The 24,726-nt window shown below is 63.2% G+C and carries 22 protein-coding genes; 1 reads left to right on the top strand and 21 read right to left on the bottom strand.

The features are described 5' to 3' along the window. Positions 1-28: 28 nt before the first annotated feature. The 6 genes from surE to SFA35_RS06765 form a co-directional block, all read right to left on the bottom strand. A complete protein-coding gene (gene surE / locus SFA35_RS06790; RefSeq protein WP_320576512.1) occupies positions 29-778 on the bottom strand; it encodes a 5'/3'-nucleotidase SurE in 750 nt (249 codons plus the stop codon). Continuing rightward, positions 766-1,824: a tRNA pseudouridine(13) synthase TruD gene (gene truD / locus SFA35_RS06785; protein WP_320576510.1), complete on the bottom strand. Its 1,059-nt coding sequence runs from the start codon at positions 1,822-1,824 to the stop codon at positions 766-768. The genes surE and truD overlap by 13 nt, the downstream gene beginning before the upstream one ends. Beyond that, a complete protein-coding gene (gene ispF / locus SFA35_RS06780) occupies positions 1,821-2,294 on the bottom strand; it encodes a 2-C-methyl-D-erythritol 2,4-cyclodiphosphate synthase (protein WP_320576508.1) in 474 nt (157 codons plus the stop codon). Before ispF ends, truD begins: the two co-directional genes overlap by 4 nt. Before the next feature lie 751 nt (positions 2,295-3,045). Next, the gene (locus SFA35_RS06775; protein ID WP_320576506.1) at positions 3,046-3,195 is read right to left on the bottom strand and encodes a hypothetical protein; all 150 of its coding nucleotides are present in this window, start codon (positions 3,193-3,195) and stop codon (positions 3,046-3,048) included. A gap of 24 nt (positions 3,196-3,219) precedes the next feature. After that, positions 3,220-4,065, bottom strand: coding sequence for an S-formylglutathione hydrolase (gene fghA / locus SFA35_RS06770; RefSeq protein ID WP_320576504.1), 846 nt, complete (start codon positions 4,063-4,065; stop codon positions 3,220-3,222). An 11-nt stretch (positions 4,066-4,076) separates the two neighbouring features. Beyond that, positions 4,077-5,189, bottom strand: a complete 1,113-nt coding sequence (locus tag SFA35_RS06765) for an S-(hydroxymethyl)glutathione dehydrogenase/class III alcohol dehydrogenase (protein ID WP_320576501.1) — start codon at positions 5,187-5,189, stop codon at positions 4,077-4,079. A gap of 104 nt (positions 5,190-5,293) precedes the next feature. On the opposite strand from SFA35_RS06765, the gene SFA35_RS06760 reads away from it, so the two are divergent. Then, positions 5,294-6,196 carry a LysR family transcriptional regulator gene (locus SFA35_RS06760; protein ID WP_320576499.1) on the top strand — a complete coding sequence of 301 codons (903 nt, stop codon included), beginning with the start codon at positions 5,294-5,296 and terminating at the stop codon, positions 6,194-6,196. Here SFA35_RS06760 and ispD read toward each other — a convergent pair. From ispD to bamA, 15 genes are all read right to left on the bottom strand, one after another. After that, the gene (gene ispD, locus SFA35_RS06755; RefSeq protein ID WP_320578888.1) at positions 6,193-6,840 is read right to left on the bottom strand and encodes a 2-C-methyl-D-erythritol 4-phosphate cytidylyltransferase; all 648 of its coding nucleotides are present in this window, start codon (positions 6,838-6,840) and stop codon (positions 6,193-6,195) included. The genes SFA35_RS06760 and ispD overlap by 4 nt on opposite strands. 73 nt (positions 6,841-6,913) lie before the next feature. After that, positions 6,914-7,192: a cell division protein FtsB gene (gene ftsB / locus SFA35_RS06750; protein WP_320576497.1), complete on the bottom strand. Its 279-nt coding sequence runs from the start codon at positions 7,190-7,192 to the stop codon at positions 6,914-6,916. Positions 7,193-7,309: 117 nt separating this feature from the next. Beyond that, positions 7,310-8,599, bottom strand: coding sequence for a phosphopyruvate hydratase (gene eno / locus SFA35_RS06745; protein ID WP_320576491.1), 1,290 nt, complete (start codon positions 8,597-8,599; stop codon positions 7,310-7,312). Between the two features lie 162 nt (positions 8,600-8,761). After that, positions 8,762-9,607, bottom strand: coding sequence for a 3-deoxy-8-phosphooctulonate synthase (gene kdsA / locus SFA35_RS06740; RefSeq protein WP_320576489.1), 846 nt, complete (start codon positions 9,605-9,607; stop codon positions 8,762-8,764). Between the two features lie 3 nt (positions 9,608-9,610). Beyond that, positions 9,611-11,242 (bottom strand): CTP synthase, encoded by a 1,632-nt coding sequence (locus SFA35_RS06735; protein ID WP_320576487.1) that lies wholly within the window; start codon positions 11,240-11,242, stop codon positions 9,611-9,613. A 183-nt stretch (positions 11,243-11,425) separates the two neighbouring features. Continuing rightward, complete coding sequence (tilS, locus tag SFA35_RS06730; RefSeq protein WP_320576485.1) at positions 11,426-12,709, bottom strand: tRNA lysidine(34) synthetase TilS; 1,284 nt, start codon at positions 12,707-12,709, stop codon at positions 11,426-11,428. 120 nt (positions 12,710-12,829) lie between these two features. Further along, on the bottom strand, positions 12,830-13,777 hold the full coding sequence (locus SFA35_RS06725; RefSeq protein WP_320576483.1) for an acetyl-CoA carboxylase carboxyltransferase subunit alpha: 948 nt from the start codon (positions 13,775-13,777) through the stop codon (positions 12,830-12,832). Positions 13,778-13,935: 158 nt separating this feature from the next. Further along, entirely contained in the window at positions 13,936-17,457 is a 3,522-nt protein-coding gene (gene dnaE / locus SFA35_RS06720; RefSeq protein WP_320576482.1) for a DNA polymerase III subunit alpha, read from the bottom strand. Positions 17,458-17,571: 114 nt separating this feature from the next. Next, a complete protein-coding gene (gene rnhB / locus SFA35_RS06715; protein WP_320578886.1) occupies positions 17,572-18,201 on the bottom strand; it encodes a ribonuclease HII in 630 nt (209 codons plus the stop codon). Between the two features lie 8 nt (positions 18,202-18,209). Next, on the bottom strand, positions 18,210-19,352 hold the full coding sequence (gene lpxB / locus SFA35_RS06710; RefSeq protein WP_320578885.1) for a lipid-A-disaccharide synthase: 1,143 nt from the start codon (positions 19,350-19,352) through the stop codon (positions 18,210-18,212). 2 nt (positions 19,353-19,354) lie between these two features. Beyond that, complete coding sequence (gene lpxA / locus SFA35_RS06705) at positions 19,355-20,131, bottom strand: acyl-ACP--UDP-N-acetylglucosamine O-acyltransferase (protein WP_320576480.1); 777 nt, start codon at positions 20,129-20,131, stop codon at positions 19,355-19,357. Further along, positions 20,128-20,568, bottom strand: coding sequence for a 3-hydroxyacyl-ACP dehydratase FabZ (fabZ, locus tag SFA35_RS06700; RefSeq protein WP_320576478.1), 441 nt, complete (start codon positions 20,566-20,568; stop codon positions 20,128-20,130). The genes lpxA and fabZ overlap by 4 nt, the downstream gene beginning before the upstream one ends. A gap of 121 nt (positions 20,569-20,689) precedes the next feature. Continuing rightward, positions 20,690-21,745 carry a UDP-3-O-(3-hydroxymyristoyl)glucosamine N-acyltransferase gene (gene lpxD, locus SFA35_RS06695; protein WP_320578883.1) on the bottom strand — a complete coding sequence of 352 codons (1,056 nt, stop codon included), beginning with the start codon at positions 21,743-21,745 and terminating at the stop codon, positions 20,690-20,692. Positions 21,746-21,747: 2 nt separating this feature from the next. Then, positions 21,748-22,260 (bottom strand): OmpH family outer membrane protein, encoded by a 513-nt coding sequence (locus tag SFA35_RS06690; RefSeq protein WP_320576477.1) that lies wholly within the window; start codon positions 22,258-22,260, stop codon positions 21,748-21,750. 43 nt (positions 22,261-22,303) lie between these two features. Further along, positions 22,304-24,673, bottom strand: a complete 2,370-nt coding sequence (bamA, locus tag SFA35_RS06685) for an outer membrane protein assembly factor BamA (RefSeq protein ID WP_320576476.1) — start codon at positions 24,671-24,673, stop codon at positions 22,304-22,306. Between the last annotated feature and the right edge of the window lie 53 nt (positions 24,674-24,726).

Below are 24,726 nucleotides of genomic sequence, written 5' to 3'. Positions count from 1 at the left end.
CGGCGCTGCAGGTCGTCTTGCTCACGCATCAGTGCAGCCCCTCCAGCAAACCTTCCAGCGCGCCGAACGCCTCGTGAAAGGTGCGATCCAGGTGCAATGGCGTAACCGACACATAGCCTTGGAGCACAGCGTGAAAATCCGTGCCCTCGCCGCCATCCTCGGCGTCGCCGGCAGCGGCGATCCAGTAACCCGGCTTGCCGCGCGGGTCGACCACGTAGTTGGGCCGTGCGGCGCGGGCGCGGTGACCCAGGCGGGTCAGCACGACGCCGCGCACGCGATCCAATGGCAGGTTGGGGATATTGACGTTAAGCACCGTGCGCGGTGGCAGCTGCCACTGCGCCTGGGCCTCGACCAACAGGCGGGCGAAATGCGCGGCCGTGGGCAAGTGCTCGGTCTGGCGCGACACCAGCGAGAACGCCAGCGAGGTGGCACCCAGAAAGCGCCCTTCCAGGGCTGCGGCTACGGTGCCTGAGTACAGCACGTCGTCGCCCAGATTGGCCCCCAGGTTGATCCCGGCCACCACCATGTGCGGTTCCTCGGGCAGCAGGCCGTTGAGGCCCAGGTGCACGCAGTCGGTCGGCGTGCCGTTGAGGCTAATAAAGCCGTTGGGCAAGGCGTGCGGGTGCAGCGGACGATCGATGGTCAGCGAGCTGCTCGAGCCGCTGCGGTCACCGTCAGGGGCCACCACGGAACACTCGGCATAATCGGCCAGCGCAGCATGAAGCGCGGCGAGACCGGGAGCGCTGACCCCGTCGTCGTTGGATATCAGAATACGCATGAGCTGTCCGTCTGCCCTGCCGAAACCAGATCGATGAGTTCACGCACCACGACGGTGGCGAAGCATCCGGCCGGCAGGACGAATTCCAGTTGCAGAATGTCAGGCCCGGGATAATGCCACGACAATCCACCAATGGGCAGCCGCAGGATGCGACGTTCGTGCGCCATGCCCGCATTCGCAAGCCAGGTCGCCAGCGCTGACTCGCGCAATCCGACCCCCTGCTCCAGCGCTTGCACGCTGCCGCCCGCCGGTGATTGACCCTCGCCCCACAGTGCGCCGGTAGGGTGCAGGTCGAGGATGGCCAGGCGCGGATCACTGCACTCGGCAACGCCGGCCGGGAAGAAGCTGCGGCTGTCGGTAAACGCCAACAGGTCGCCGACCTGCGCCCGGTTCCAGTCGCTTTGCGCCACGCGTGCAGCGAGGATCTGGTTGAACAGGTAGCTGCGCGCGGTGGACAGCAGCCGCGAACGCACATTGCGCTGCTCAGGCAGGGCGCCGCGTTCAGCCCAATGCCGCGCTTCGACCAGGTTGCCACCTTGCCAGCCGAAGCGCTGGGTGCCGAAATAATTCGGTACGCCGGTCTGCTTCAGTTGCTCCAGGCGCTGGTCGAGCGCGCTGTGGTCGGCGGCCAGGTTGGTCAGGCGCAGGGTGAACCCGTTGGCCGAATGCGCCCCGCGCTGCAGTTTGCGCGAGTGCCGGGTGCGCTTGATGATGCTCAGCGTGGCATCCTCGGCAGCGCCCAGGTCGGGGTCGGCCTTGCCTGGCAGGTGCAGGCTGAACCATTGCCGGGTCAAGGCCTGGCGATCCTTCAGGCCGGCGTAGCTGACCGTGCGCAGCGGCACGCCAGCGGCCTTGGCCAGGCGGCGCGCCGCTTCCTCGGTGTTGAGGTTGCGCTTCTCGACCCATAGCCAGAGGTGCTCGCCGACACCGCTGAGGGGGATATCGAGCACTTCGTCGACCTGGAAGTCTTCGGCACTGGCCTTGAGCACTGCGCTGCCCAGGGCCGGGCCGCAGGCCCGTGGGCCCAGCAGTTCGAGTTCGGTCATGGGCGCAGCAACAAGGCGACGGCGTGTACCGCAATGCCTTCTTCACGGCCGGTAAAGCCGAGCTTTTCAGTGGTGGTCGCCTTGACGTTGACCTGATCGAGGTCGATCTGCAGATCACTGGCGATGCAGGCACGCATGGCCTCGATGTGCGGCGCCATTTTCGGCGCCTGGGCGACGATGGTGGCGTCGACGTTGCCGACCTTCCAACCTTTGGCAGCCACGATCGCGACCACGTGTCGCAGCAGCACGCGGCTGTCGGCGCCCTTGAACTGGGGGTCGGTGTCGGGGAAATGCTTGCCGATGTCACCTAGCGCTGCAGCGCCGAGCAAGGCGTCGCTCAGGGCATGCAACAGCACGTCGCCATCGGAGTGCGCCAGCAGGCCGAACGTATGGGCGATCTTGACGCCGCCCAGCGTGATGAATTCGCCTTGGGTGAAACGGTGCACATCGTAGCCGTGGCCAATACGCATAAAAAAGAACGCCCCGATTGAGTCAGGGCGTGATTCTACCTTGTCGGTGCGAATGTTGCGCTATCCAGAGCCAGGCTGGTCGCAGCGAGCTCGCGATAGGAGCCCCCCGTCAGATCCGATTGCGATCGGCTTGTTATCTGCTTTGCTTCAGATGCGGCTCTTGATCTTGATCTGGCTTTTGATCTTGATCTGCTTTTGATCTTGATCTTGATCTTGATCTTGATCTACCGCGACTTCAGCAGGCCGAACGGAACAGCGCGGGAGTGGTGGCGCGAGGCAGGAGCCGAGCGAGCGCCGCGCGGCCAGGGACGGCCGCTCGGCGCGTACGCCACGGAGCGATGTGGAGTGAGGGAACCCGGAGCGAAGCGTAGGGCCAATGAATGGAGCGGAGGCCTTTTGCTTACTTTTGGGCCTTTCCAAAAGTAAGTCGCTGTAAGAGCGAAAGGGGCCTTCGGCCGCGTTGAAGATGCCGGATAAGCTCCAACATTGCAGTAGCGACCCGTTGATTTCTAAGCTAATCCATTTGCTAGGGTGGTGCAACATCACCTTTCCGCCCTTACGGCGTCTTACTTTTGGAAAGGCCCAAAAGTAAGCAAAAGGCCTCCGCTCCATTCATTGGCCCTGCACTTCGCTACGCTACGTTACGGGTTCCCTCCTTACGCATCGCTCCGTGGCGTACGCGCCGAGCGGCCGTCCCTGGCCGCGCGGCGCTCGCTCGGCTCCTGCCTCGCGCCACCACTCCCGCGCTGCTTCAGTCGGCCTGCTGAAGTCGCGGCAGATCAAGATCAAAAGCCAGATCAAAAGCCAGATCAAAAGCCAGATCAAAAGCCAGATCAAAAGCCAGATCAAAAGCCAGATCAAAAGCCAGATCAAAAGCCAGATCAAAAGCCGCGCTTTTCAAGGTAGTCGCCGCAGCGCCGATGCCCTAGCCTTTCAAAGCCTGCGCATGATGCCGCAGATGGTCATCGATAAAGCTGGCGATGAAGTAGTAGCTATGGTCATACCCCGGTTGCAAGCGCAATTCCAACGCCACTCCCGCCTGATTACAGGCCTGCACCAGGGCCTCGGGCTTGAGCTGGGTGGTGAGGAAATCGTCGCGATCGCCCTGATCCACCAGCAGCGGCAGCTTTTCGCTCGCCTGAGCGATCAAGGCACAGGCATCCCATTCGCGCCAACGCGCACGATCCTCGCCCAGGAAACGCGAAAAAGCCTTCTGGCCCCAGGGGCAGTCCATCGGATTGCTGATCGGCGCGAACGCCGACACCGAGCGGTAACGCCCAGGATTGCGCAAGGCGCAAACCAGCGCGCCATGGCCGCCCATGGAATGGCCGCTGATGGAGCGGCTCTGCGACGCCGGAAAGTGCGCCTCGACCAGCGCCGGGAGCTCATGCACGACATAGTCGTGCATACGGTAATGCCGCGCCCAAGGCTGTTCGGTGGCATTGACATAGAAGCCAGCGCCGAGGCCGAAATCCCAGGCGCCGTCCGGGTCACCCGGCACGTCGCTGCCACGCGGGCTGGTGTCGGGCGCCACGATGATCAGCCCAAGCTGCGCCGCCAACCGATGCGCTCCGGCCTTCTGCATGAAGTTCTCATCGGTGCAGGTCAGGCCCGAGAGCCAGTACAGCACCGGCAAGCGGTCATTCAGCTCGGCCTGCGGCGGCAGGTACACGGCGAAGGTCATATCGCAGCCCAGCACCTTGGACGCATGCCGGTAGCGCTTGTGCCAGCCGCCAAAGCTCTTCTGGCTGGAGAGATTTTCCAGGCTCATGGCAAGGTTCCTCAGAAGTGGATGACCGAGCGGATGCTCTTGCCTTCGTGCATCAGGTCGAACGCCTTGTTGATGTCTTCCAGGCCCATGGTGTGAGTGATGAAGGTGTCCAGCGGGATTTCGCCCTTCTCGGCCATGTCGACGTAGCTTGGCAGTTCGGTACGGCCACGCACGCCACCAAAAGCCGAACCGCGCCAGACGCGGCCGGTGACCAGCTGGAACGGACGGGTGGAGATTTCCTGGCCGGCGCCGGCGACGCCGATGATCACCGATTCACCCCAGCCTTTGTGACAGCACTCCAGGGCCGCGCGCATCAGTTGCACGTTGCCGATGCATTCGAACGAGAAGTCCACGCCACCGTCGGTCATGTCGACGATGACTTCCTGGATCGGCCGGTCGAAGTCTTTCGGGTTGACGCAGTCGGTGGCGCCCAATTGTCTGGCGATCTCGAACTTGGCCGGGTTGATGTCAATGGCGATGATGCGGCTGGCCTTGGCCTTGACTGCGCCGATCACGGCCGACAGGCCGATGCCACCCAGGCCGAAGATGGCAACGGTATCGCCCGGCTTGACCTTGGCGGTGCTGAGCACGGCACCGATGCCGGTGGTGACGCCGCAACCCAGCAGGCAGACTTTTTCCAGCGGCGCTTCTTTCTGGATCTTGGCCACGGAGATTTCCGGCAGCACGGTGTACTCGGAGAAGGTCGAGGTGCCCATGTAGTGGAAAATCGGCTGACCTTTGTAGGAGAAGCGGCTGGAGCCATCGGGCATCAGGCCCTTGCCTTGGGTAGCGCGCACCGCCTGACAAAGGTTGGTCTTGCCCGACAGGCAGAATTTGCATTGACGGCATTCGGCCGTGTACAGCGGAATCACGTGGTCGCCCACGGCGAGCGAGGTCACGCCTTCGCCGATGGCTTCGACGATGGCGCCGCCTTCATGGCCCAGAATCGACGGGAAGATGCCTTCCGGGTCGGCGCCCGATAGGGTGTAGGCATCGGTGTGGCAGACCCCGGAAGCCACCACGCGCAGCAGTACTTCGCCAGCCTTGGGCATGGCGACGTCGACCTCGACGATTTCCAGTGGCTTCTTGGCCTCGAAGGCAACGGCGGCACGGGACTTGATCATGAGCAGGGCTCCAGCAGGACAGTAGAGTCCAGCAGTGTAATTCATCAGCTTTTGATGAATAATCCAGCGCATCGCAAAACATTATTGCCGAGCAGGGACAATCCATGGACAACCTCTGGGAAGGCATCGACGAGTTTGTCGCCGTCGCCGAATCCAGCCAGTTCACGGCGGCGGCCGAACGGCTGGGCGTGTCGTCTTCACACATCAGCCGCCAAGTGGCCCGGCTGGAGGATCGCCTGCAGACTCGCCTGCTGTACCGCAGCACCCGCCGAGTGAGCCTGACCGAGGCCGGCGAAACCTTTCTGCACCACTGTCGGCGCCTGCAGGACAGCCGCGAAGAAGCCCTGCGTGCCGTCAGTGATCTGGGCGGCGAGCCCAAGGGGCTGCTGCGCATGACCTGTGCGGTGGCCTACGGCGAGCGTTTCATCGTGCCACTGGTGACCCGTTTCATGGCCTTGCACCCGCAGCTGCGGGTGGACATCGAACTGAGCAACCGCCCTCTCGACCTGCTGCACGAAGGCATGGACCTGGCCATTCGCCTGGGCCGCCTGCAGGATTCGCGGCTGGTGGCGGTCCGCCTGGCACCACGGCGTCTATACCTGTGCGCCTCGCCGGCGTATCTGGAGCGCTACGGCCGGCCGCACAGCCTCTCCGAGCTGGCCCGGCACAATTGCCTGGTAGGCAGCTCGGATGCATGGCAACTGGTACAGGACGGCCGCGACGCGACCCAGCGGGTGGCCGGCAACTGGCGCTGCAACAGCGGCCAGGCGGTACTCGAGGCGGCGTTATTGGGGGTAGGCTTATGCCAGTTGCCGGACTATTACGTGCAGGGACATCTGCACAGCGGCGCGCTGGTGTCTTTACTCGAAACCCATCAACCGCCCGATACGGCGGTGTGGGGGCTGTATCCGCAGCAACGGCACCTGTCCCCGAAGGTCAGGCGGCTGGTGGATCATCTGCGCGAGGGCCTGGCTGGCAGGCCGGAATATCGCGTCGACAATCCTTAACCCTGCATATCCCAGCGCGAGCGGAGCCATTCAAGATCTTCCGGCCGGGTGATCTTGATGTTGTCGCCGCGGCCTTCGATCAAACGCGGTGAGTACCCTGCCCATTCCATCGCCGAAGCTTCGTCGGTGATGGCGACGTCGGCGACCAGGCTGTCGGCCAGCGCTCGATGCAGCGGCCCGAGGCGGAACATCTGCGGGGTGAAGGCTTGCCAGATGGCGCTGCGGTCCACCGTCTCGAGCACGCGGCCGCTGGCATCGGCACGCTTGAGGGTGTCACGCGACGGCACCGCGAGCAGACCGCCGACGGCATCTGCGGCCAGCTCGTCGAGCAACTTGTCGAGGTCGGCACGGGCCAGGTTGGGCCGCGCCGCATCGTGCACCAACACCCAGTCGTCATCGCTGGCGCCATTGCCGTGCAGGTAGAGCAAGGCGTTGAGCACCGAGTCGGCGCGCTGCAAACCGCCGGCTACTCGCTGCACGCGGGGGTCGTGGGCGATCGCCAGGGTGGGCCAGAACGGATCGTCTGCGGCCAGGCTGACCACCAGCCCCTTGAGGCCGGGGTGGCCGAGAAAACAGTCGAGGCTATGCTCGATGATGGTTTGCCTGCCCAGGGGCAGGTACTGCTTGGGGCGGTCGGCGGCCATGCGCGCGCCGACGCCGGCTGCCGGGACAACGGCCCAGAAGCCAGGGGAAGAAGGGGTTGTCACGTAGTCAGGGTCACTGTGCTAGCTGATAAAGGGTTTCGCCGCCCTTGACCATGCCCAGCTCGTGGCGGGCACGCTCTTCGACGGTTTCCATGCCTTTCTTCAATTCCGCCACTTCGGCATCGAGCACGCGATTGCGCTCGAGCAACTGCTCGTTCTCGGAATGCTGGCTGGCGATTTGCGCCTGGAGTTCGGCCACTTGCTTGAGGCTGCCGTTGCCCACCCACAGACGATACTGCAAACCGCCGAGCAGCAAGAGCAGGACAAGGAACAACCAATTAGGACTGCGCATCACGATATCCGTTGTAAAAAGACAGCCACGCCAAGCGCAGACTTATGGCAAAGACCCGGATAACCGGGCCTATGCAGATGTTTCAATCAACGCAGCGGTCTTTTTACCATCTTCGGCTTAACCGCGAAACTCGGCACGACCGTTATATACGGCCTTGGCGCCCAGCTGCTCTTCGATGCGCAGCAGTTGGTTGTACTTGGAGACGCGATCGGAACGGCACAGCGAACCGGTCTTGATCTGGCCGGCGGCGGTACCGACAGCCAGGTCGGCGATGGTCGAGTCTTCGGTTTCACCGGAGCGGTGCGAAATCACCGCCGTGTAACCGGCGGCCTTGGCCATCTGGATGGCTTCGAGGGTTTCGCTCAAGGTGCCGATCTGGTTGAACTTGATCAGGATCGAGTTGGCGATCTTCTTGTCGATGCCTTCCTTGAGGATCCTGGTGTTGGTGACGAACAGATCGTCGCCCACCAGTTGGATCTTCTCGCCGATCTTGTCGGTGAGGATTTTCCAGCCAGCCCAGTCGGACTCGTCCAGGCCGTCTTCGATCGAGATGATCGGATGACGCTCGGTCAGCCCTGCCAGGTAGTCGGCGAAACCGGCGGCGTCGAACTTGTGGCCTTCGCCGGCCAGGTCATAGACGCCATCCTTGTAGAACTCGCTCGCCGCGCAGTCCAGTGCCAGGGTCACGTCGGTGCCCAACTTGTAGCCGGCCTTGGCCACGGCTTCGGCGATGGCCGACAGCGCGTCTTCGTTGGAGGCCAGGTCAGGGGCGAAACCGCCCTCGTCACCGACAGCAGTGCTCAGGCCACGGCCTTTGAGCACGGCCTTGAGGTGGTGGAAAATCTCGGTGCCCATGCGCAGCGCGTCGGAGAAGCTCTTGGCGCCGACCGGCTGGATCATGAACTCCTGGATGTCGACGTTGTTGTCGGCGTGCTCGCCGCCGTTGATGATGTTCATCATCGGTACCGGCATGGAGTAGACGCCCGGAGTGCCGTTGAGGTTGGCGATGTGCGCGTACAGCGGCAGGTCCTGGTCCTGGGCAGCAGCCTTGGCGGCGGCCAGGGACACGGCGAGGATCGCGTTGGCGCCCAGATTGCCTTTGTTTTCGGTACCGTCCAGGTCGATCATGATGCGGTCCAGGGCTTTCTGGTCCACGGGATCCTTGCCCAGCAGTGCATCACGGATCGGGCCGTTGATGTTGCCGACCGCCTTGAGAACGCCCTTGCCCAGATAACGGCTCTTGTCGCCATCACGCAGTTCCAGCGCTTCGCGCGAACCGGTGGAGGCACCGGACGGTGCACAGGCGCTGCCGATGATGCCGTTGTCCAGAAGTACATCGGCCTCCACGGTGGGGTTGCCACGGGAGTCGAGTACTTCACGACCTTTGATGTCGACGATTTTTGCCATTGTTATGAACACTCCAAGGTTAGCTAGAACGTTGCGGCGCCTTGTTATTGTGCGACCAGGCCAACCCGGAAAGTCATGCGGCAGCCTTCCAGGGCGAGCCCGGGCCCACAAGAACTGCCGGGCCAGAGCGATATTCGGGACAATGTTACCGAAGTTTTCCGGTCAAGCGGTCTCTATCGGTGGAAAACTCTTCACCAATGCGTCCAGAGCCTTGAGTTGGCCAAGGAAGGGTTCCAGCTTGTCCAGGCGCAGGGCACAGGGGCCGTCGCACTTGGCGTGGTCGGGGTCCGGGTGGGCCTCGAGGAACAACCCGGCCAGGCTCTGGCTGATGCCCGCCTTGGCCAGGTCGGTGACCTGGGCGCGGCGACCACCGGCCGAGTCGGCGCGGCCACCGGGCATCTGCAGCGAGTGGGTGACGTCGAAGAACACCGGGTATTCGAACGACTTCATGATGCCGAAGCCGAGCATGTCGACCACCAGGTTGTTGTAGCCAAAGCTCGAACCGCGCTCACAGAGGATCAACTGATCGTTGCCGGCCTCCTCGCACTTGGCGAGGATGTGTTTCATCTCGTGGGGCGCGAGAAACTGCGCCTTCTTGATATTGATCACCGCGTTGGTCTTGGCCATGGCCACCACCAGGTCGGTCTGCCGCGAGAGGAAAGCCGGCAGCTGGATGATGTCGCAGACCTCGGCCACCGGGGCGGCCTGATGAGGCTCGTGCACGTCGGTGATCAGCGGCACGTTGAAGGTGCGCTTGATCTCTTCGAAAATCCGCAGGCCTTCTTCCAGACCCGGGCCGCGGTAGGAGGTCACCGAAGAACGGTTGGCCTTGTCGAAGCTGGCCTTGAATACGTAGGGGATACCGAGCTTTTCGGTGACCCGCACGTATTCTTCGCAGACCTTGAGCGCCATGTCGCGGGACTCGAGCACGTTCATGCCACCGAACAGCACCATGGGCTTGTCGTTGGCGATGTCGATGTTGCCGACGCGGATCGTCTTCTGAGCCATGGGTCAGGCCTTCTTCTGGTGTTGGGCAAGCGCTGCCTTGACGAAGCCGCTGAAAAGCGGGTGGCCATCACGCGGCGTCGAGGTGAACTCAGGGTGGAACTGGCACGCCACAAACCACGGATGGTCCTGCGCCTCGACCACTTCCACCAGCGCGCCGTCTCCCGACCGACCGGAAACGATCATGCCGGCTTCCAGCAGCTGCGGCAGCAGGTTGTTGTTCACTTCATAGCGGTGACGATGACGCTCGACGATGACTTCCTTGGCGTAGCAGTCGAAGACCTTGGAACCGGTCTCCAGCTGGCACTCCTGAGCGCCCAGGCGCATGGTGCCACCCAGGTCGGAGGCCTCGGTGCGCACTTCGACGGCGCCGGTGGCATCTGCCCACTCGGTGATCAGACCGACCACCGGGTGGCCACTGCTGCGGTCGAATTCGGTGGAGTTGGCGTCTTTCCAGCCCATGACGTTACGGGCGAATTCGATGACCGCCACCTGCATGCCCAGACAGATACCCAGGTAGGGCACCTTGTTTTCGCGAGCGAACTGCACGGCGGTGATCTTGCCCTCGACGCCGCGCAGACCGAAGCCGCCCGGCACCAGAATGGCGTCCACGCCCTCCAGCAGGCCGGTGCCCTGGTTCTCGATGTCTTCGGAATCGATGTAGCGCAGATTGACCTTGGTGCGGTTGCTGATGCCGGCGTGGCTCATGGCCTCGATCAACGACTTGTAGGCGTCGAGCAGTTCCATGTACTTGCCGACCATGGCGATGGTCACTTCATGCTCAGGGTTGAGCTTGGCGTCGACCACCTTGTCCCACTCGGACAGGTCGGCAGTACCGCACTGCAGGCCGAAACGCTCTACGACGAAATCGTCCAGGCCCTGGGAGTGCAGGATGCCGGGGATCTTGTAGATGGTGTCGGCGTCTTCCAGGGCGATCACCGCGCGCTCTTCGACGTTGGTGAACTGGGCGATCTTGCGCCGCGACGACACGTCGATCGGGTGATCCGAGCGGCACACCAGCACGTCAGGCTGCAGGCCGATGGAGCGCAGCTCCTTGACCGAGTGCTGGGTGGGCTTGGTCTTGGTCTCACCGGCCGTGGCGATGTACGGCACCAGGGTCAGGTGCATCAGCATGGCGCGCTTGGAGCCGACTTCGAAACGCAGCTGGCGGATGGCTTCCAGGAAGGGTTGCGACTCGATGTCGCCTACCGTGCCGCCGATCTCGACCATGGCCACGTCGGCGTCGCCGGCGCCCTTGATGATGCGGCGCTTGATTTCATCGGTGATGTGCGGGATGACCTGGATGGTCGCGCCCAGGTAGTCACCACGGCGCTCCTTGCGCAGCACGTGCTCGTAGACACGGCCGGTGGTGAAGTTGTTGTTCTGGGTCATGGTGGTGCGGATGAACCGCTCGTAGTGACCCAGGTCCAGGTCGGTCTCGGCGCCATCGTGGGTGACGAACACCTCACCGTGCTGGAAGGGGCTCATGGTGCCTGGGTCGACGTTGATGTACGGATCCAGTTTGAGCATGGTGACCTTGAGCCCCCGCGCCTCCAGGATGGCCGCCAATGAAGCCGAGGCAATGCCTTTCCCCAATGAAGAAACAACACCGCCCGTGACGAAGATGTAGCGCGTCATGAAAAACCCTAGAAGTCTGCGTTAAGGCGGTTTAGCCGCCTGGGAAAGCGAAGGAAGGCCGAAGCCCCCGATTGCCCGACCTTTTCCGTTGAAAAGTGCCTGGCAACCAGCAACCACTGGTGGTTCGGGAGAACCCACAGAAGTTGTATCAAGAAGGGAGCGTAGTCTACCGGAAACAGCGTTTCATCTCAAACGTTGCGCGTTCGTCGGTGGTGTCCAGTGCAGTTGCACCGCGCTGGCGCTCAAGCCGAGGTTGGCCACGGCGTGCAGCTGGCCGTCGATGAACAGCAGCGGCAGGCGGCTGCGAACGAAGCCTGGCAACGCCGCTTCGTTGAGCAGGCGCTTGAGATCGCGGCGACCGCGGCTCGGCAGCAGCAAGGTTTCTCCCCCCTGGCGATAACCGATGCTGAGCCTCCCCTGCGCCGGCGTACCGCTGAGGCGGACGGTACCGTTGTCCGCCAATTGCAGGGGGGTCTGCGGATCGGGCCAGGCGCCACCTGCGGCCACCGGGCGCAACCAGGCCCCGCTGAGCCACCACAGGCGCTCGGCACCGCGCTGCAGCTGGCCATCGCCCAGCACCCAGTGAGGTGCTGCATCGGCGGCCGCGTCGCGCAGGTTTTCCCAACCCTGCCAATGACGCGCGTCGGGCAGCCGCGTACGGGCGGCCAGCCAGGTTTGCAAGGCATTGCGCTGGCGCGCGGCGGACAGCTCGCGCAGCGGCGCCAGGGCCAGCGACGGCAGCTGTAGCCAGGGCCAGGCACTGGGCGTGCTGGCGGCACGCAGGTCATCCCCGGCGACCTCTTCGAGCAACTCCAGGGCCTCACGCAGGTGTTCACTGGTGCGCGCCAGGGTGGCCGTGGCCTGGGGCCAGCGTTGCCGGAGAGTCGGCAGGACGGCATGGCGCAGGTAGTTGCGTGCAAAGCCGAGGTCGCCATTGCTGGGGTCCTCGACGGCGCTCAGGCCGTGCGCGTGCGCGTACCTTTCCAGTTGCCCGCGCGACTGTTCCAGCAATGGCCTGAGCAAGGTCCCCTGCCCCAGCGGCCGCTGCCGCGGCATGCCGGCCAGGCCGCGCACGCCGCTGCCACGCAGCAGGCGAAACAGCAGGGTTTCGGCCTGGTCGTCGCGATGCTGGGCAGTGAGCAGCAGCTCACCGGGTTGCAGGATTTGGCAAAATGCCTGATAGCGCGCATCGCGTGCCGCCTGTTCGAGGCTGGCGCCCGGCTGCACCTTGACGCAGACAATGGTCAGCGGGATGCCGAGACCATCGCAGACCGTCTGGCAATGGGCCGGCCAGGCATCGGCCGCCGCTTGCAGGCCGTGGTGCACATGGATGGCGTGGAGGCTGGGCAGCAGCTGCCGGCGGGAAAGCTGCGCCAGCTGGTGCAGGAGCACCGTGGAGTCGAGGCCGCCGGAAAAGGCGACGTGCCAGCGGGGGGCCTGTAGGTAGGCGGTGAGGTGTTCGAGCATTGCCGTTTCCTCTTCCCGAACGCTGGAACCGGCCTGGTGGCCTCTCGCGGGCTTGGCCCGCTCTCACATGCAGTGGCCTCACACGGTGAGAGCGGGCAAAGCCCGCAAGTGTTTCCGAGGTTACAGGCCGTAGCTCATCAACCGGTCGTAACGGCGCTTGAGCAAGGCTTCGGTGTCGAAGCCCTTGAGCATTTCCAGTTGCGCGGTCAATTCGGCGCGGATCGACGCGGACGCGGCGACCGGGTCACGGTGCGCGCCGCCCAAAGGCTCGCCGATCACCTTGTCGACGATGCCCAGGCCTTTGAGGCGCTCGGCAGTGATACCCATGGCCTCGGCGGCGTCCGGCGCCTTCTCGGCGGTTTTCCACAGGATAGAGGCGCAGCCTTCTGGCGAGATCACCGCGTAGGTGGAGTATTGCAGCATGTTCAGCTGGTCGCAGACGCCAATGGCCAAGGCGCCGCCGGAGCCGCCTTCGCCGATGACGGTAGCAATGATCGGGGTCTTGAGCCGCGCCATGACCCGCAGGTTCCAGGCGATCGCTTCGCTCTGGTTGCGCTCTTCAGCGTCGATGCCGGGATAGGCGCCCGGGGTATCGATGAAGGTCAGGATCGGCATCTTGAAGCGCTCGGCCATTTCCATCAGGCGGCAGGCTTTGCGGTAGCCTTCGGGGCGCGGCATGCCGAAGTTGCGGCGAACCTTCTCGCGCACTTCGCGGCCTTTCTGGTGACCGATGACCATCACCGGCTGGTCGTTCAGGCGGGCGATGCCACCGACAATGGCAGCGTCATCGGAGAAGTGCCGGTCGCCGTGCAGTTCGTCGAACTCGGTGAAGATGTGCTGGATGTAGTCCAGTGTGTACGGGCGACGCGGGTGACGCGCCAGCCGTGCGATCTGCCAGCTGGTCAGATTGCCGAAGATGCTTTCGGTCAGCGTGCTGCTTTTGTCCTGCAGGCGGGAGATCTCGTCGCCGATGTTCAGCGAGTTGTCGTTGCCCACCAGGCGCAATTCTTCGATCTTGGCCTGCAGGTCAGCGATCGGCTGTTCGAAATCAAGAAAATTCGGGTTCATAGTCTTCCGTCTTGGGTCGACGGCCAGGCGGCCGGCCGGTTGATCCGTTTGGCGCCATACCTTAAAGGAACTGGCGCATTCAGGTCGAGTTTAATAATTGACGTTGCACGTGCGCACCCGGCCTGGTCTAGAAAGGACCGCTGGCCGGGTGCCAGGTTTCAACGATATTGCAGAAAGACGTTCTCACGTCCGAACTGGTCACGCAGCGCTTGAATCAAGCTGTCGGCCGGGTCGATGCGCCAGCCTTCGCCGAACTGCAGCATGGCCTTGGCGTCGGTGCCGGTGTAATCCATGGTGATCGGGCAGGCGCCGCGATGGCGCTTGCACAGATCGCCCAGCCAGACCAGCCGGTCGCCCTTGAGCGCCTCGGCACGCACCTTCAGGCGCAGGCTCTCGGCCAGGTTGGTGCGCGCGTCTTCCATGCTCATCACCCGTTTGACCCGCAGGCGCAGGCCGCCGGAGAAGTCATCGTTGCTGACCTCGCCCTCTACCACCACCATGGCGTCGGTCTGCAGCAGCGACTGCGCGGACATGAAGGCGTCGGCGAACAGCGAGGCCTCGATGCGCCCGGAACGGTCGTCGAGGGTGATGAAGCCCATCTTGTCGCCTTTCTTGTTCTTCATCACGCGCAGGGCGATAACCATGCCGGCCACCGTCTGGGTGTCGCGGGCCGGTTTCAGGTCGATGATGCGTTGACGGGCGAAGCGGCGGATTTCGCCTTCGTATTCGTCGATCGGGTGGCCGGTGAGGTACAGGCCCAGGGTTTCCTTCTCGCCGCGCAGGCGCTCCTTGAGCGTCAGGTCCTTGGCCTTGCGATGGTTGGCGTAGACGTCGGCGTCTTCCTCGACGAACAACCCGCCAAAGAGGTCGGCATGCCCGCTGTCATGGGTACGAGCCGTCTGCTCGGCGGCCTTGATGGCCTCCTCCATGGCCGCCAGTAGCACGGCGCGGTTGCGGTCGATGTTGGCCTGGTACTGCTTGGGCTCGTCGTGGAAGTACGGCCCCAGACGGTCCAGTGCGCCGCTGCGGATCAGGCCGTCGAGGGTACGCTTGTTGATGCGCTTGAGGTCGACGCGGCTGCAGAAGTCGAACAGGTCGGTGAACGGCCCAGCTTCACGGGCACCGATGATAGCCTCCACCGGCCCCTCACCCACGCCTTTGATCGCGCCTAGGCCATAGACGATACGGCCCTCGTCGTTGACCGTGAACTTGAAGTCCGAGGTGTTCACGTCCGGCGCGTCGAGGCGCAGCTTCATGGTGCGCACTTCCTCGATCAAGGTCACGACCTTGTCGGTGTTGTGCATATCCGCCGAGAGCACGGCGGCCATGAACGGCGCTGGGTAGTGCGCCTTCAACCAAGCGGTTTGGTACGACACCAGGCCATAGGCGGCGGAGTGGGATTTGTTGAAGCCGTAGCCGGCGAACTTTTCCACCAGGTCGAAAATGTTGCCCGCAAGGTCGGCGTCGATGCCATTGCCGGCGCAGCCCTCGATGAAACCACCGCGCTGCTTGGCCATCTCCTCGGGTTTCTTTTTACCCATGGCACGGCGCAGCATGTCGGCGCCACCCAGGGTGTAGCCGGCCATGACCTGGGCGATCTGCATCACCTGTTCCTGGTACAGGATGATGCCGTAAGTCGGCGCCAGCACCGGCTTGAGACCCTCGTACTGGTAGTCGGAGTGCGGGTAGGCCAGCTCGGCGCGGCCGTGCTTGCGGTTGATGAAGTCGTCTACCATGCCCGACTGCAGCGGGCCTGGGCGGAACAGCGCCACCAGGGCGATGAGGTCTTCGAGACAGTCGGGCTTGAGCTTCTTGATCAGCTCCTTCATGCCCCGCGACTCGAGCTGGAACACGGCAGTGGTCTCGGCCTTCTGCAGCAGCGAGTAGGTCGGCTTGTCGTCGAGAGGGATGAAGGCGATGTCCAGCGGCTCTTCGCCGACCTTGGCGCGGTCGCGATTGATGGTCTTCAGCGCCCAGTCGATGATGGTCAGGGTGCGCAGGCCAAGGAAGTCGAACTTGACCAGGCCGGCGGCCTCGACGTCGTCCTTGTCGAACTGGGTCACCAGGCCATCACCGGCCTCGTCGCAGTAGATGGGCGAGAAATCGGTGAGCTTGGTCGGCGCGATGACCACGCCGCCGGCGTGCTTGCCGACGTTGCGCACCACGCCTTCGAGCTTGCGCGCCATCTCCCAGATTTCTGCGGCCTCTTCATCGACCTTGATGAAATCGCGCAGGATTTCTTCCTGCTCATAGGCCTTTTCCAGGGTCATGCCGACTTCGAACGGGATCATCTTGGACAGTCGGTCGGCCAGGCCATAGGACTTGCCCTGTACCCGCGCCACGTCGCGCACCACCGCCTTGGCCGCCATGGAACCGAAGGTGATGATCTGGCTCACCGCGTTGCGCCCGTATTTCTCGGCCACGTAGTCGATGACCCGATCGCGACCGTCCATGCAGAAGTCGACGTCGAAGTCGGGCATGGAGACCCGCTCGGGGTTGAGGAAGCGCTCGAACAGCAGGTCGTATTCCAGCGGGTCGAGATCGGTGATCTTCTGCACGTAGGCCACCAGCGAACCGGCACCCGACCCGCGCCCGGGGCCCACTGGAACGCCGTTGTTCTTGGCCCACTGGATGAAGTCCATCACGATCAGGAAATAGCCGGGAAAGCCCATCTGGATGATGATGTCGAGTTCGAAATTAAGCCGGTCGACATACACCTGGCGCCGGGCGTCATAGTCTTCGGTGGTATCGCGGGGCAGCAGCACGCGCAGGCGGTCTTCTAGGCCATCGAACGAGACCTTGCGGAAATACTCGTCGATGGTCATGCCATCCGGGATCGGGTAGTCAGGCAGGAAGTGCTTGCCCAGCTTGACCTCGATGTTGCAGCGCTTGGCGATCTCGACAGTGTTGGCCAGCGCCTCGGGCAGATCGCTGAACAGCTCGGCCATTTCCTCGGCGCTTTTCAGATATTGCTGGTCGCTGTAGTTCTTCGAGCGGCGCGGATCGTCGAGCGCCCTGCCCTCACCGATGCACACACGGGTCTCGTGAGCTTCGAAATCTTCCTGGCGAATGAACCGTACGTCGTTGGTGGCCACCAGTGGCGCGCCCAGCCGGTCGGCCAGCTCAACCGCCAGGTGCAGGTGTTCTTCATCGTTGGCGCGGTCGGTGCGCTGCACTTCGACGTAGAACCTTTGCGGGAACACCGCCATCCACTCGCCCAGCAGGCGCTCGGCCTCGGCGGGGTTGCCGTCGAGGAGCGCGCGGCCGATCTCGCCCTCCTTGGCCGCCGACAGGCAAATCACGCCTTCGCTGGCCTCGGCCACCCACTCGCGTTCGATGATCACCTGGCCGTTGCGCTGGCCGTCGATGAAGCCGCGGGAGATCAGCTCGGTGATGTTGCGATAACCCACGGCGTTCATCGCCAGCAGGCTGATGCGGCTCAGCGGCGCGTCGGGGTCGCGGTTGGACAGCCACAGGTCGGCGCCGCAGATCGGCTTGATGCCGGCGCCCATGGCCGCCTTGTAGAACTTCACCAGCGAGCACATGTTGTTCTGGTCGGTCACTGCCACCGCCGGCATGTTCAGGCCAGTCAGGGCCTTGACCAGCGGCTTGATGCGCACCAGGCCGTCGACCAGGGAATATTCGGTGTGCAATCTCAGGTGAACGAAGGAAACCGACATGTTGATCCTGTTGTGACCCTATGGCCTGTTGTGACCCTATGGATTGTGCAGAGCGGCCAGCGCAAAGACGACGAGGCCCGGATTGTACCGGGCCTTGGTTAAAACATCAGCCGGTCAAACCGTTGCGAAATCTGCGTCGAGATCGAAGCGCGCCTCGTACGCCGCCCGCACCGGCGCGAAGCTGCGCCGGTGAATGGGCGTGGGGCCCAAGCGGGCCAAGGCTTCCAGATGAACGGGGGTTGGGTAGCCCTTGTGCGCGCCGATGCCGTAGCCGGGATAGATCAAATCGAAAGCAGTCATTTCACGGTCACGGCTGACCTTGGCAAGGATCGACGCAGCGGCGATGGCAGGGACCTTGGCATCGCCCTGGACCACCGCCGAGGCAGGAATGCGCAGGTTCGGGCAACGATTGCCGTCGATCATGGCGTGCCGTGGGGTGATGTGCAGGCCCTCGACCGCTCGCTGCATGGCGAGCATGGTCGCGTGGAGAATATTCAGCGAGTCGATCTCGGCCACTTCGGCACGGGCGATGAACCAGCTCAGGGCTTTTTCGGTGATCTCTTCATAGAGCAACTCGCGCCGGGCTTCTGTGAGCTTTTTCGAGTCATTGAGGCCAAGGATCGGCCGCGCCGGGTCAAGGATCACCGCAGCGGTCACCACGGCGCCGCACAGCGGTCCGCGACCGACTTCGTCGACACCGCAGACCAGCTCTTCGACCAGTTCGAAGTCCAGGCCCATTTCCATCTGTCTGCTCATGGGAGGGTTCCGTCGATCAGGCTCAACACCGCCTCGGCCGCCTGATTGGAAGCATCCTGGCGCAAGGTACGGTGAATCGCATCGAAACTGTCGGTCTGTACACTGCCATCGGCCAACAAGGGTAGCAGAGTATCGACCAGCGCCTCAGGCGTGGCCGCATCCTGCAACAACTCGGGCACCAGCAGCCGCTGGGCCAGCAGGTTGGGCAGCGACACGTAGGGGCTCTTGACCATGCGCTTGAGGATCCAGTAGGTCACCGGTGCCACGCGATAGGCCACTACCATTGGCCGCTTGTACAGCAAGGCTTCCAGGGTGGCGGTGCCCGAGGCGATCAATACCGCGTCGCAGGCAGCCAGGGCCAGGTGCGACTGGCCATCGAGCAAGGTCAGCGGCAGCTCGCGGCCGTTCAACTGCGCTTCGAGCTGGGCGCGCCGGCTGGCGTTGGCGCACGGCAGCACGAAGTGCACATCCGGACGCACGGCCAGCAGGCGCTCGGCCGCATCGAAGAACAGGCCGCCGAGGCGGCCGACTTCACCGCCGCGGCTGCCCGGCATCAACGCCACGACAGTGCCTGCGGCCTGCAGGCCGATCTGCGCGCGGGCCGCCGCACGGTCGGCCTCCAGGGGGATGGCATCGGCCAGCGTGTGGCCGACGAAACGCACCGGCACGCCTTGCTCTTCGTAAAAGCGCGCCTCGAACGGAAACAGCGTGAGCATCAGGTCGCAGCCCTCGCGGATCTTCAGCACGCGCTTCTGCCGCCAGGCCCAGACCGACGGGCTGACGTAATGCACCGACTTGATCCCGGCCTGGCGCAGCCTGAGTTCGATATTGAGGGTGAAGTCAGGGGCGTCGATCCCGATGAAGACGTCCGGCCGCTCGCCGATCAAGGTGGCGATCAGCGCCTTGCGCCGCGCCAGCAGCTCGCGCAGCCGGCCCAGCACTTCAACCAGGCCCATGACGGCCAGGCGCTCCATGGGAAAGTACGAGACCAGCCCCTGGGCTTCCATCAGCGGCCCACCCACACCGATGAACTGCACCTGCGGATGGCGCTGCTTGAGCGCGCGCATCAGGCCGGCGCCGAGGATGTCGCCGCTGGCTTCACCGGCGACCAACGCGACCTTCAAGGGACCAGACGCCAGCATCAGCGGGTGATGCCGCGGGTCGAACGCATGATCGAGTCGCGAAAAACCGCCACTTCGGGGTATTTGGCCGCCGGCTCGGTCAACTCGAGCACCGCCTGCTCCACGGTCAGGCCCTGGCGGTAGACCACCTTGTAGGCCCGGCGCAGCGCGTGCAACACGTCGTCGCTGAAACCGCGCCGGCGCATGCCTTCGAAGTTCATGCTGCGCGCCTCGGCCGGGTTGCCGAACACCGTGACGAACGCCGGAACGTCCTTGCCAATGGCCGTGCCCATGCCGGAAAAACTGTGGGCACCAATGTGGCAGAACTGGTGCACCAGGGTAAACCCGGACAGGATCGCCCAGTCGTCGACATGCACGTGGCCCGCCAGCGCGGTGTTGTTGACCAGGATGCAGTGGTTGCCGATGACGCTGTCGTGGCCGATGTGGGCATAGGCCATGATCAGGTTGTGATCACCCAGGGTGGTCTCCGCACGGTCCTGGACGGTACCGCGGTGGATGGTCACGCCTTCGCGGATGACGTTGTGGTCACCGATCACCAGGCGCGTGTCCTCGCCCTTGTATTTCAGGTCTGGGGTGTCTTCACCCACCGACGAAAACTGATAGATGCGGTTATGCCTGCCCAGGCGCGTCGGCCCCTTGAGCACCACATGCGGGCCGATCACCGTGCCCTCGCCGATCTCTACACCGGGTCCCACGATCGACCACGGGCCGACTTCGACGCCATCGGCCAGTACGGCCGACGGATCGATGATCGCGCGAGGGTCAATCAAACTCATAGTTCCCGTTCCGCACAGACGATTTCAGCCGAGCACACCGGCTTGCCGTCGACCAGCGCACGGCAGGAGAACCGCCAGATCTGGCCTTTCTTGCGCAAGAATTTGGCTTCCAGGATCAGCTGATCGCCCGGCAGCACCGGCTGGCGAAAGCGCAGTTTGTCGGTGCCGACGAAGTAGTACAAGGTGCCATCGGCCGGCTTGGTGTTGAGCATCTTGAAGCCGAGAATACCCGCGGCCTGAGCCATTGCCTCGATGATCAGCACGCCGGGCATGATCGGATGCGCCGGGAAGTGGCCGTTGAAGAACGGCTCGTTGATGCTGACATTCTTGTAGGCGGTGATGCTCTGGCCCTCGATATCCAGCTCCACGACCCGGTCCACCAGCAGGAACGGGTAACGGTGGGGCAGGTATTCGCGAATCTCGTTGATGTCCATCATTTCTGGGGGAAGCCTGTATAAAAGATAGGGAGCGCGCGACCGATGCGCAGCACTCCTGTTGCATCAAAGGTGGCAGTTTAGCCGCTGTGTGCACTTGTTCGATGGCCCTTCGCCAAGGGCCCTAGCCATCAGATGATGCTTTACCGCCCGGGGTCACCGAATCGACCCGTTTTTCCACCTGCTGCAGGCGGCGGTACATGTCGTCGAGCTGGCGAATGCGCGCCGCGCTCTTGCGCCAGTCGGCAATGGGTTGCATGGCCGTGCCGGAGGAATAGGCGCCCGGCTCGGTAATCGAGCGGGTGACCATGGTCATGCCGCTGATGAATACGTTGTCGCAGATCTCGATGTGCCCGACCAGGCCGACGCCGCCCGCCAGGGTGCAGTGTCGGCCGATCTTGGCGCTGCCGGAGATACCGACACAGGCAGCCATGGCCGTGTGGTCGCCGATCTGCACGTTGTGGGCGATCTGGATCTGGTTGTCGAGCTTGACCCCGTTGCCGATGACCGTGTCGGCCAGCGCGCCGCGGTCGATGGCAGTGTTCACGCCGATCTCGACATCGTCGCCAATGCTGACGCCACCGATCTGGGCGATCTTTTGCCACACGCCTTTTTCATTGGCAAAGCCGAAACCCTCGCCACCCAGCACCGCGCCCGACTGCACCACCACTCGCTGGCCGATGCGCACGTCGTGGTACAGGGTGACCCGCGGCGCCAACCAGCCGCCGTCGCCGATCACGCAGCGGGCGCCGATGAAGCAGTGGGCGCCGATGGTGGTACCGGCACCAATCACCGCACCGCTCTCGACCACCACGAAGGGACCGATACTGGCGCTGGCGTCGACTCGAGCGTCGTCGGCGATCACCGCCGAAGGATGCACGCCGGCAGCCGCACGCGGCTTGGGATCGAAGAGGTGTGAGAGGCGCGCATAGGCCAGGTAGGGATCCGGCACCACCAGGGCGTCACCGGCCCAGCTGTCGGCGTCGGCCGGCTTGAGCAGCACGGCGCCGGCCTTGGCATCGGTCAGGTACTTGCGGTACTGGGGGTTGGCCAGGAAGCTCAACTGAGAAGGGCCGGCCTCCTGAAGAGTGGCCAGCCCGGTAATCTGCTTCTCCGCGTCGCCACGCAAGGTGGCGCCGAGGAACTCGGCCAGCTGGCCGAGTTTCATGGTAGCCGTCATGCTCACTTGGACTGGTTCATACGCTCGATGACCTGGCGGGTGATGTCGTATTGAGGTTTGACATCGATTACCGCGCCACGCTCGAGCACCAGGTCAAAGCCACCCTTCTTGATCACTTCTTCGACAGCGCCATCCAGGCGCGGCTTGAGCACCTTGAGCATGTCACGGTCGGCGTTGGCCTTGGCTTCGTTGAGGTTCTTGGAGTTGACCTGGAAGTCGCGCGCCTTCTGCTTGAATTGCAGTTCGAGGCTGTCACGGTCGTTCTGCGACAGCTTCTCGGTGCCGTTCAGGCGGTCCTGGATGGTCTTGGCGCTGCTTTCCAGGGCCTTGAGCTGGGTCAGTTGCGGACCGAATTTTTTCTCGGCATCCACGGCGTACTGCTTGGCCGCGTCGGACTCGAGCAGCGCCATCTGATAGTTCAGTACCGCGATCTTCATATCGGCGAAGGCTGGCGTGGCACCCAGTGCAGCGGTGAGGGTGGCGGCCAGTACCATCATTTGAGTCAACTTACGCACGTTACACTCCTACAGAATTCATTGCTGTTGCTTGGGTCAGGCCTTAGAAAGTCTGGCCAAGCGAGAATTGGAAGATCTGGGTTTCCGAGTAGTCAGGCTTCTTGATCGGCATTGCCAGGCTGAAGCTCAGCGGACCCAGTGCGGTCACCCAGGTAACGCCCAGACCAGTGGAAACGGCCATGTTGCTCAGGTCGATGTTGGTACATTTGACCTTCTCGCCCGTGGTCGTGGTGCTGTCCGAGCAGTTGGTGTCGAACACGTTACCCACGTCCATGAAGATCGAGGTGCGCAGCGAGCGTTGGTCCTTGACGAACGGCATCGGGAACATGATTTCCGCGCCGCCGGTGATCTGCACGTTACCACCGAAGGCCAGCGGGTCCTGGTCAGGGTCAGCCACAGTACCAGGGTATTTGCCGCTGCTCGGCGTGCTGCGTGGGCCCAGGGTGCTGTCCTTGAAGCCGCGCACGGAGTTGAAGCCACCGGCGTAGTAGTTCTCGTAGAACGGCAGGCCATTGGTCGAGCCGTAGCCGTCGCCATAACCCAGTTCGCTGTGGAAACGCATGGTCAGGCTGTCGGTCAGCGGCTGGAACAACTGGCCGCGGTAGTCGATCTTGTAGAACGACAGGTCGCTGCCCGGAATGGTGATTTCACCGGTCAGGCTCTGCGAGGCGCCACGGGTGGGCAAGGTGCCCTTGTTGAGGGTGGACGACGACCAGCCGACCGAGGCCTTGTAGTTGAGGAAGTTCTTGCCCTCGTCGTCGATGAACTTGAAGATCTCGTCGACGGTGTAGGTACCGGTCTTGATCTGGTCGTTCTGCACGGTCAGGCCGAAGTTCAGACGCGAGGTCTCGCTGATCGGGTAGCCGAAGGTCAAGCCGGCACCCAGACTGTCCACTGCATAGCTTGCGACGTCGACATCGAGGTCATCGTAGTTGGTCTTGCGGTAGAACGCGTTGTAGCCAAGGCTGACGCCGTCGGGGGTAAAGTACGGGTTCACGTAGCTGGCGTTGTAGCGCGTCTGGTATTCGCTGCGGGTCAAACCCAGCGATACCTTGTTGCCGGTACCCAGGAAGTTGTTCTGGCTAATCGAGCCACCGAGGATCAGACCGGCGCTCTGGGCGAAACCGACGCTGGCGGTGATCGAACCGGAAGCCTGCTCTTCCACGGTGTAGTTGACGTCGACCTGGTCGTCCACGCCTGGCACGGCCGGGGTCTCGACGTTGACTTCCTTGAAGAAGCCCAGGCGCTCGAGGCGAGTCTTGGACTGGTCGATCAGGTAGGTCGAAGCCCAGCCGCCTTCCATCTGGCGCATTTCACGGCGCAGTACCTGGTCGTCGGTCTTGGTGTTGCCGCGATAGTTGATGCGGTCCACATAGGCGCGTTTGCCCGGATCGACCATGAAGGTGATGTCGACGGTATGGTCATCGTCGTGCGGTACCGGCACGCCGTCGACCTTGGCAAAGGTGTAGCCATCGTTACCCAGGCGCCGGGTGATCAGCTCGGAGGTGGTGGTCATGACCTTGCGCGAGAACACCTGGCCTGGCTTGACCAGCAACAGGGCACGGACCTGGTCTTCCGGCACCTTGAGGTCACCGCTGAGCTTGACGTCACGAACGGAGTACTTCTGCCCTTCGTTGATATTGACGGTGATGTAGACGCTTTTCTTGTCCGGAGTGATCGACACCTGGGTGGAGGCGATGTCCATGTTGATGTAGCCGCGGTCCAGATAGTAGGAGCGCAGACGTTCCAGGTCACCGGAGAGCTTTTCACGGGCGTATTTGTCGTCGTTCTTGAAGAACGACAGCCAGTTGGTGGTCTTGAGCTCGAACTGGTCGGTGAGGTCCTCTTCGGAGAACACCGTGTTGCCCACCACGTTGATGTGCTTGATCGCGGCGACTTCGCCCTCGTTGATCTTGATTTTCAGCAGTACGCGGTTGCGCGGCTGCGGCACCACCTCGGTGTCGACCTCGGCAGAGTAGCGGCCTTGAGCTACGTACTGGCGTTGCAATTCGTTACGCACGCCTTCGAGGGTGGCACGCTGGAAAATCTCGCCTTCGGCCAGCCCGGAACTTTTCAGGCCCTTGAGCAGGTCTTCTGTAGTGATCGCCTTGTTGCCGTCGATCTCGATAGCCGAGACGGACGGACGCTCCACCACATTGATGACCAGGACGTTGCCGTCGCGGCCCAGTTGGATATCTTGAAAGAAACCGGTTTTGAACAGCGCCCGGGTGGAGTCCACCAGACGCTTGTCATCTACTTGCTCGCCGACGTTCAGCGGCAGGGCACCAAAGACGCTGCCGGCGGATACCCGCTGCAGGCCGTTGACACGGATATCGGAGACAGTGAAGGACTCGGCGTGAACTTCAGCGATCATCAATACGGAAAGAACCGCAGTTAGCAACAGACGTTTCATGAAGTCCTTTCTTATTCCAACTGGCAATAAACAAACTGCCGCAGATGCGGCAG

It is taken from the genome of Pseudomonas sp. HR96 (assembly GCF_034059295.1).
GTDB lineage: Bacteria > Pseudomonadota > Gammaproteobacteria > Pseudomonadales > Pseudomonadaceae > Aquipseudomonas.
Note: the sequence above shows the minus strand (reverse complement) of the source record. Positions and strands in the feature narration are given on the sequence as shown.

What these genes read in the sequence shown, in the direction of transcription:
- surE (WP_320576512.1), bottom strand. Translation starts at nt 778, where the DNA reads ATGCGTATTCTGATATCCAACGACGACGGGGTCAGCGCTCCCGGTCTC.
- truD (WP_320576510.1), bottom strand. Translation starts at nt 1,824, where the DNA reads ATGACCGAACTCGAACTGCTGGGCCCACGGGCCTGCGGCCCGGCCCTG.
- ispF (WP_320576508.1), bottom strand. Translation starts at nt 2,294, where the DNA reads ATGCGTATTGGCCACGGCTACGATGTGCACCGTTTCACCCAAGGCGAA.
- fghA (WP_320576504.1), bottom strand. Translation starts at nt 4,065, where the DNA reads ATGAGCCTGGAAAATCTCTCCAGCCAGAAGAGCTTTGGCGGCTGGCAC.
- SFA35_RS06765 (WP_320576501.1), bottom strand. Translation starts at nt 5,189, where the DNA reads ATGATCAAGTCCCGTGCCGCCGTTGCCTTCGAGGCCAAGAAGCCACTG.
- SFA35_RS06760 (WP_320576499.1), top strand. Translation starts at nt 5,294, where the DNA reads ATGGACAACCTCTGGGAAGGCATCGACGAGTTTGTCGCCGTCGCCGAA.
- ispD (WP_320578888.1), bottom strand. Translation starts at nt 6,840, where the DNA reads ATGGCCGCCGACCGCCCCAAGCAGTACCTGCCCCTGGGCAGGCAAACC.
- ftsB (WP_320576497.1), bottom strand. Translation starts at nt 7,192, where the DNA reads ATGCGCAGTCCTAATTGGTTGTTCCTTGTCCTGCTCTTGCTGCTCGGC.
- eno (WP_320576491.1), bottom strand. Translation starts at nt 8,599, where the DNA reads ATGGCAAAAATCGTCGACATCAAAGGTCGTGAAGTACTCGACTCCCGT.
- kdsA (WP_320576489.1), bottom strand. Translation starts at nt 9,607, where the DNA reads ATGGCTCAGAAGACGATCCGCGTCGGCAACATCGACATCGCCAACGAC.
- SFA35_RS06735 (WP_320576487.1), bottom strand. Translation starts at nt 11,242, where the DNA reads ATGACGCGCTACATCTTCGTCACGGGCGGTGTTGTTTCTTCATTGGGG.
- tilS (WP_320576485.1), bottom strand. Translation starts at nt 12,709, where the DNA reads ATGCTCGAACACCTCACCGCCTACCTACAGGCCCCCCGCTGGCACGTC.
- SFA35_RS06725 (WP_320576483.1), bottom strand. Translation starts at nt 13,777, where the DNA reads ATGAACCCGAATTTTCTTGATTTCGAACAGCCGATCGCTGACCTGCAG.
- dnaE (WP_320576482.1), bottom strand. Translation starts at nt 17,457, where the DNA reads ATGTCGGTTTCCTTCGTTCACCTGAGATTGCACACCGAATATTCCCTG.
- rnhB (WP_320578886.1), bottom strand. Translation starts at nt 18,201, where the DNA reads ATGGAAATGGGCCTGGACTTCGAACTGGTCGAAGAGCTGGTCTGCGGT.
- lpxA (WP_320576480.1), bottom strand. Translation starts at nt 20,131, where the DNA reads ATGAGTTTGATTGACCCTCGCGCGATCATCGATCCGTCGGCCGTACTG.
- fabZ (WP_320576478.1), bottom strand. Translation starts at nt 20,568, where the DNA reads ATGATGGACATCAACGAGATTCGCGAATACCTGCCCCACCGTTACCCG.
- lpxD (WP_320578883.1), bottom strand. Translation starts at nt 21,745, where the DNA reads ATGACGGCTACCATGAAACTCGGCCAGCTGGCCGAGTTCCTCGGCGCC.
- bamA (WP_320576476.1), bottom strand. Translation starts at nt 24,673, where the DNA reads ATGAAACGTCTGTTGCTAACTGCGGTTCTTTCCGTATTGATGATCGCT.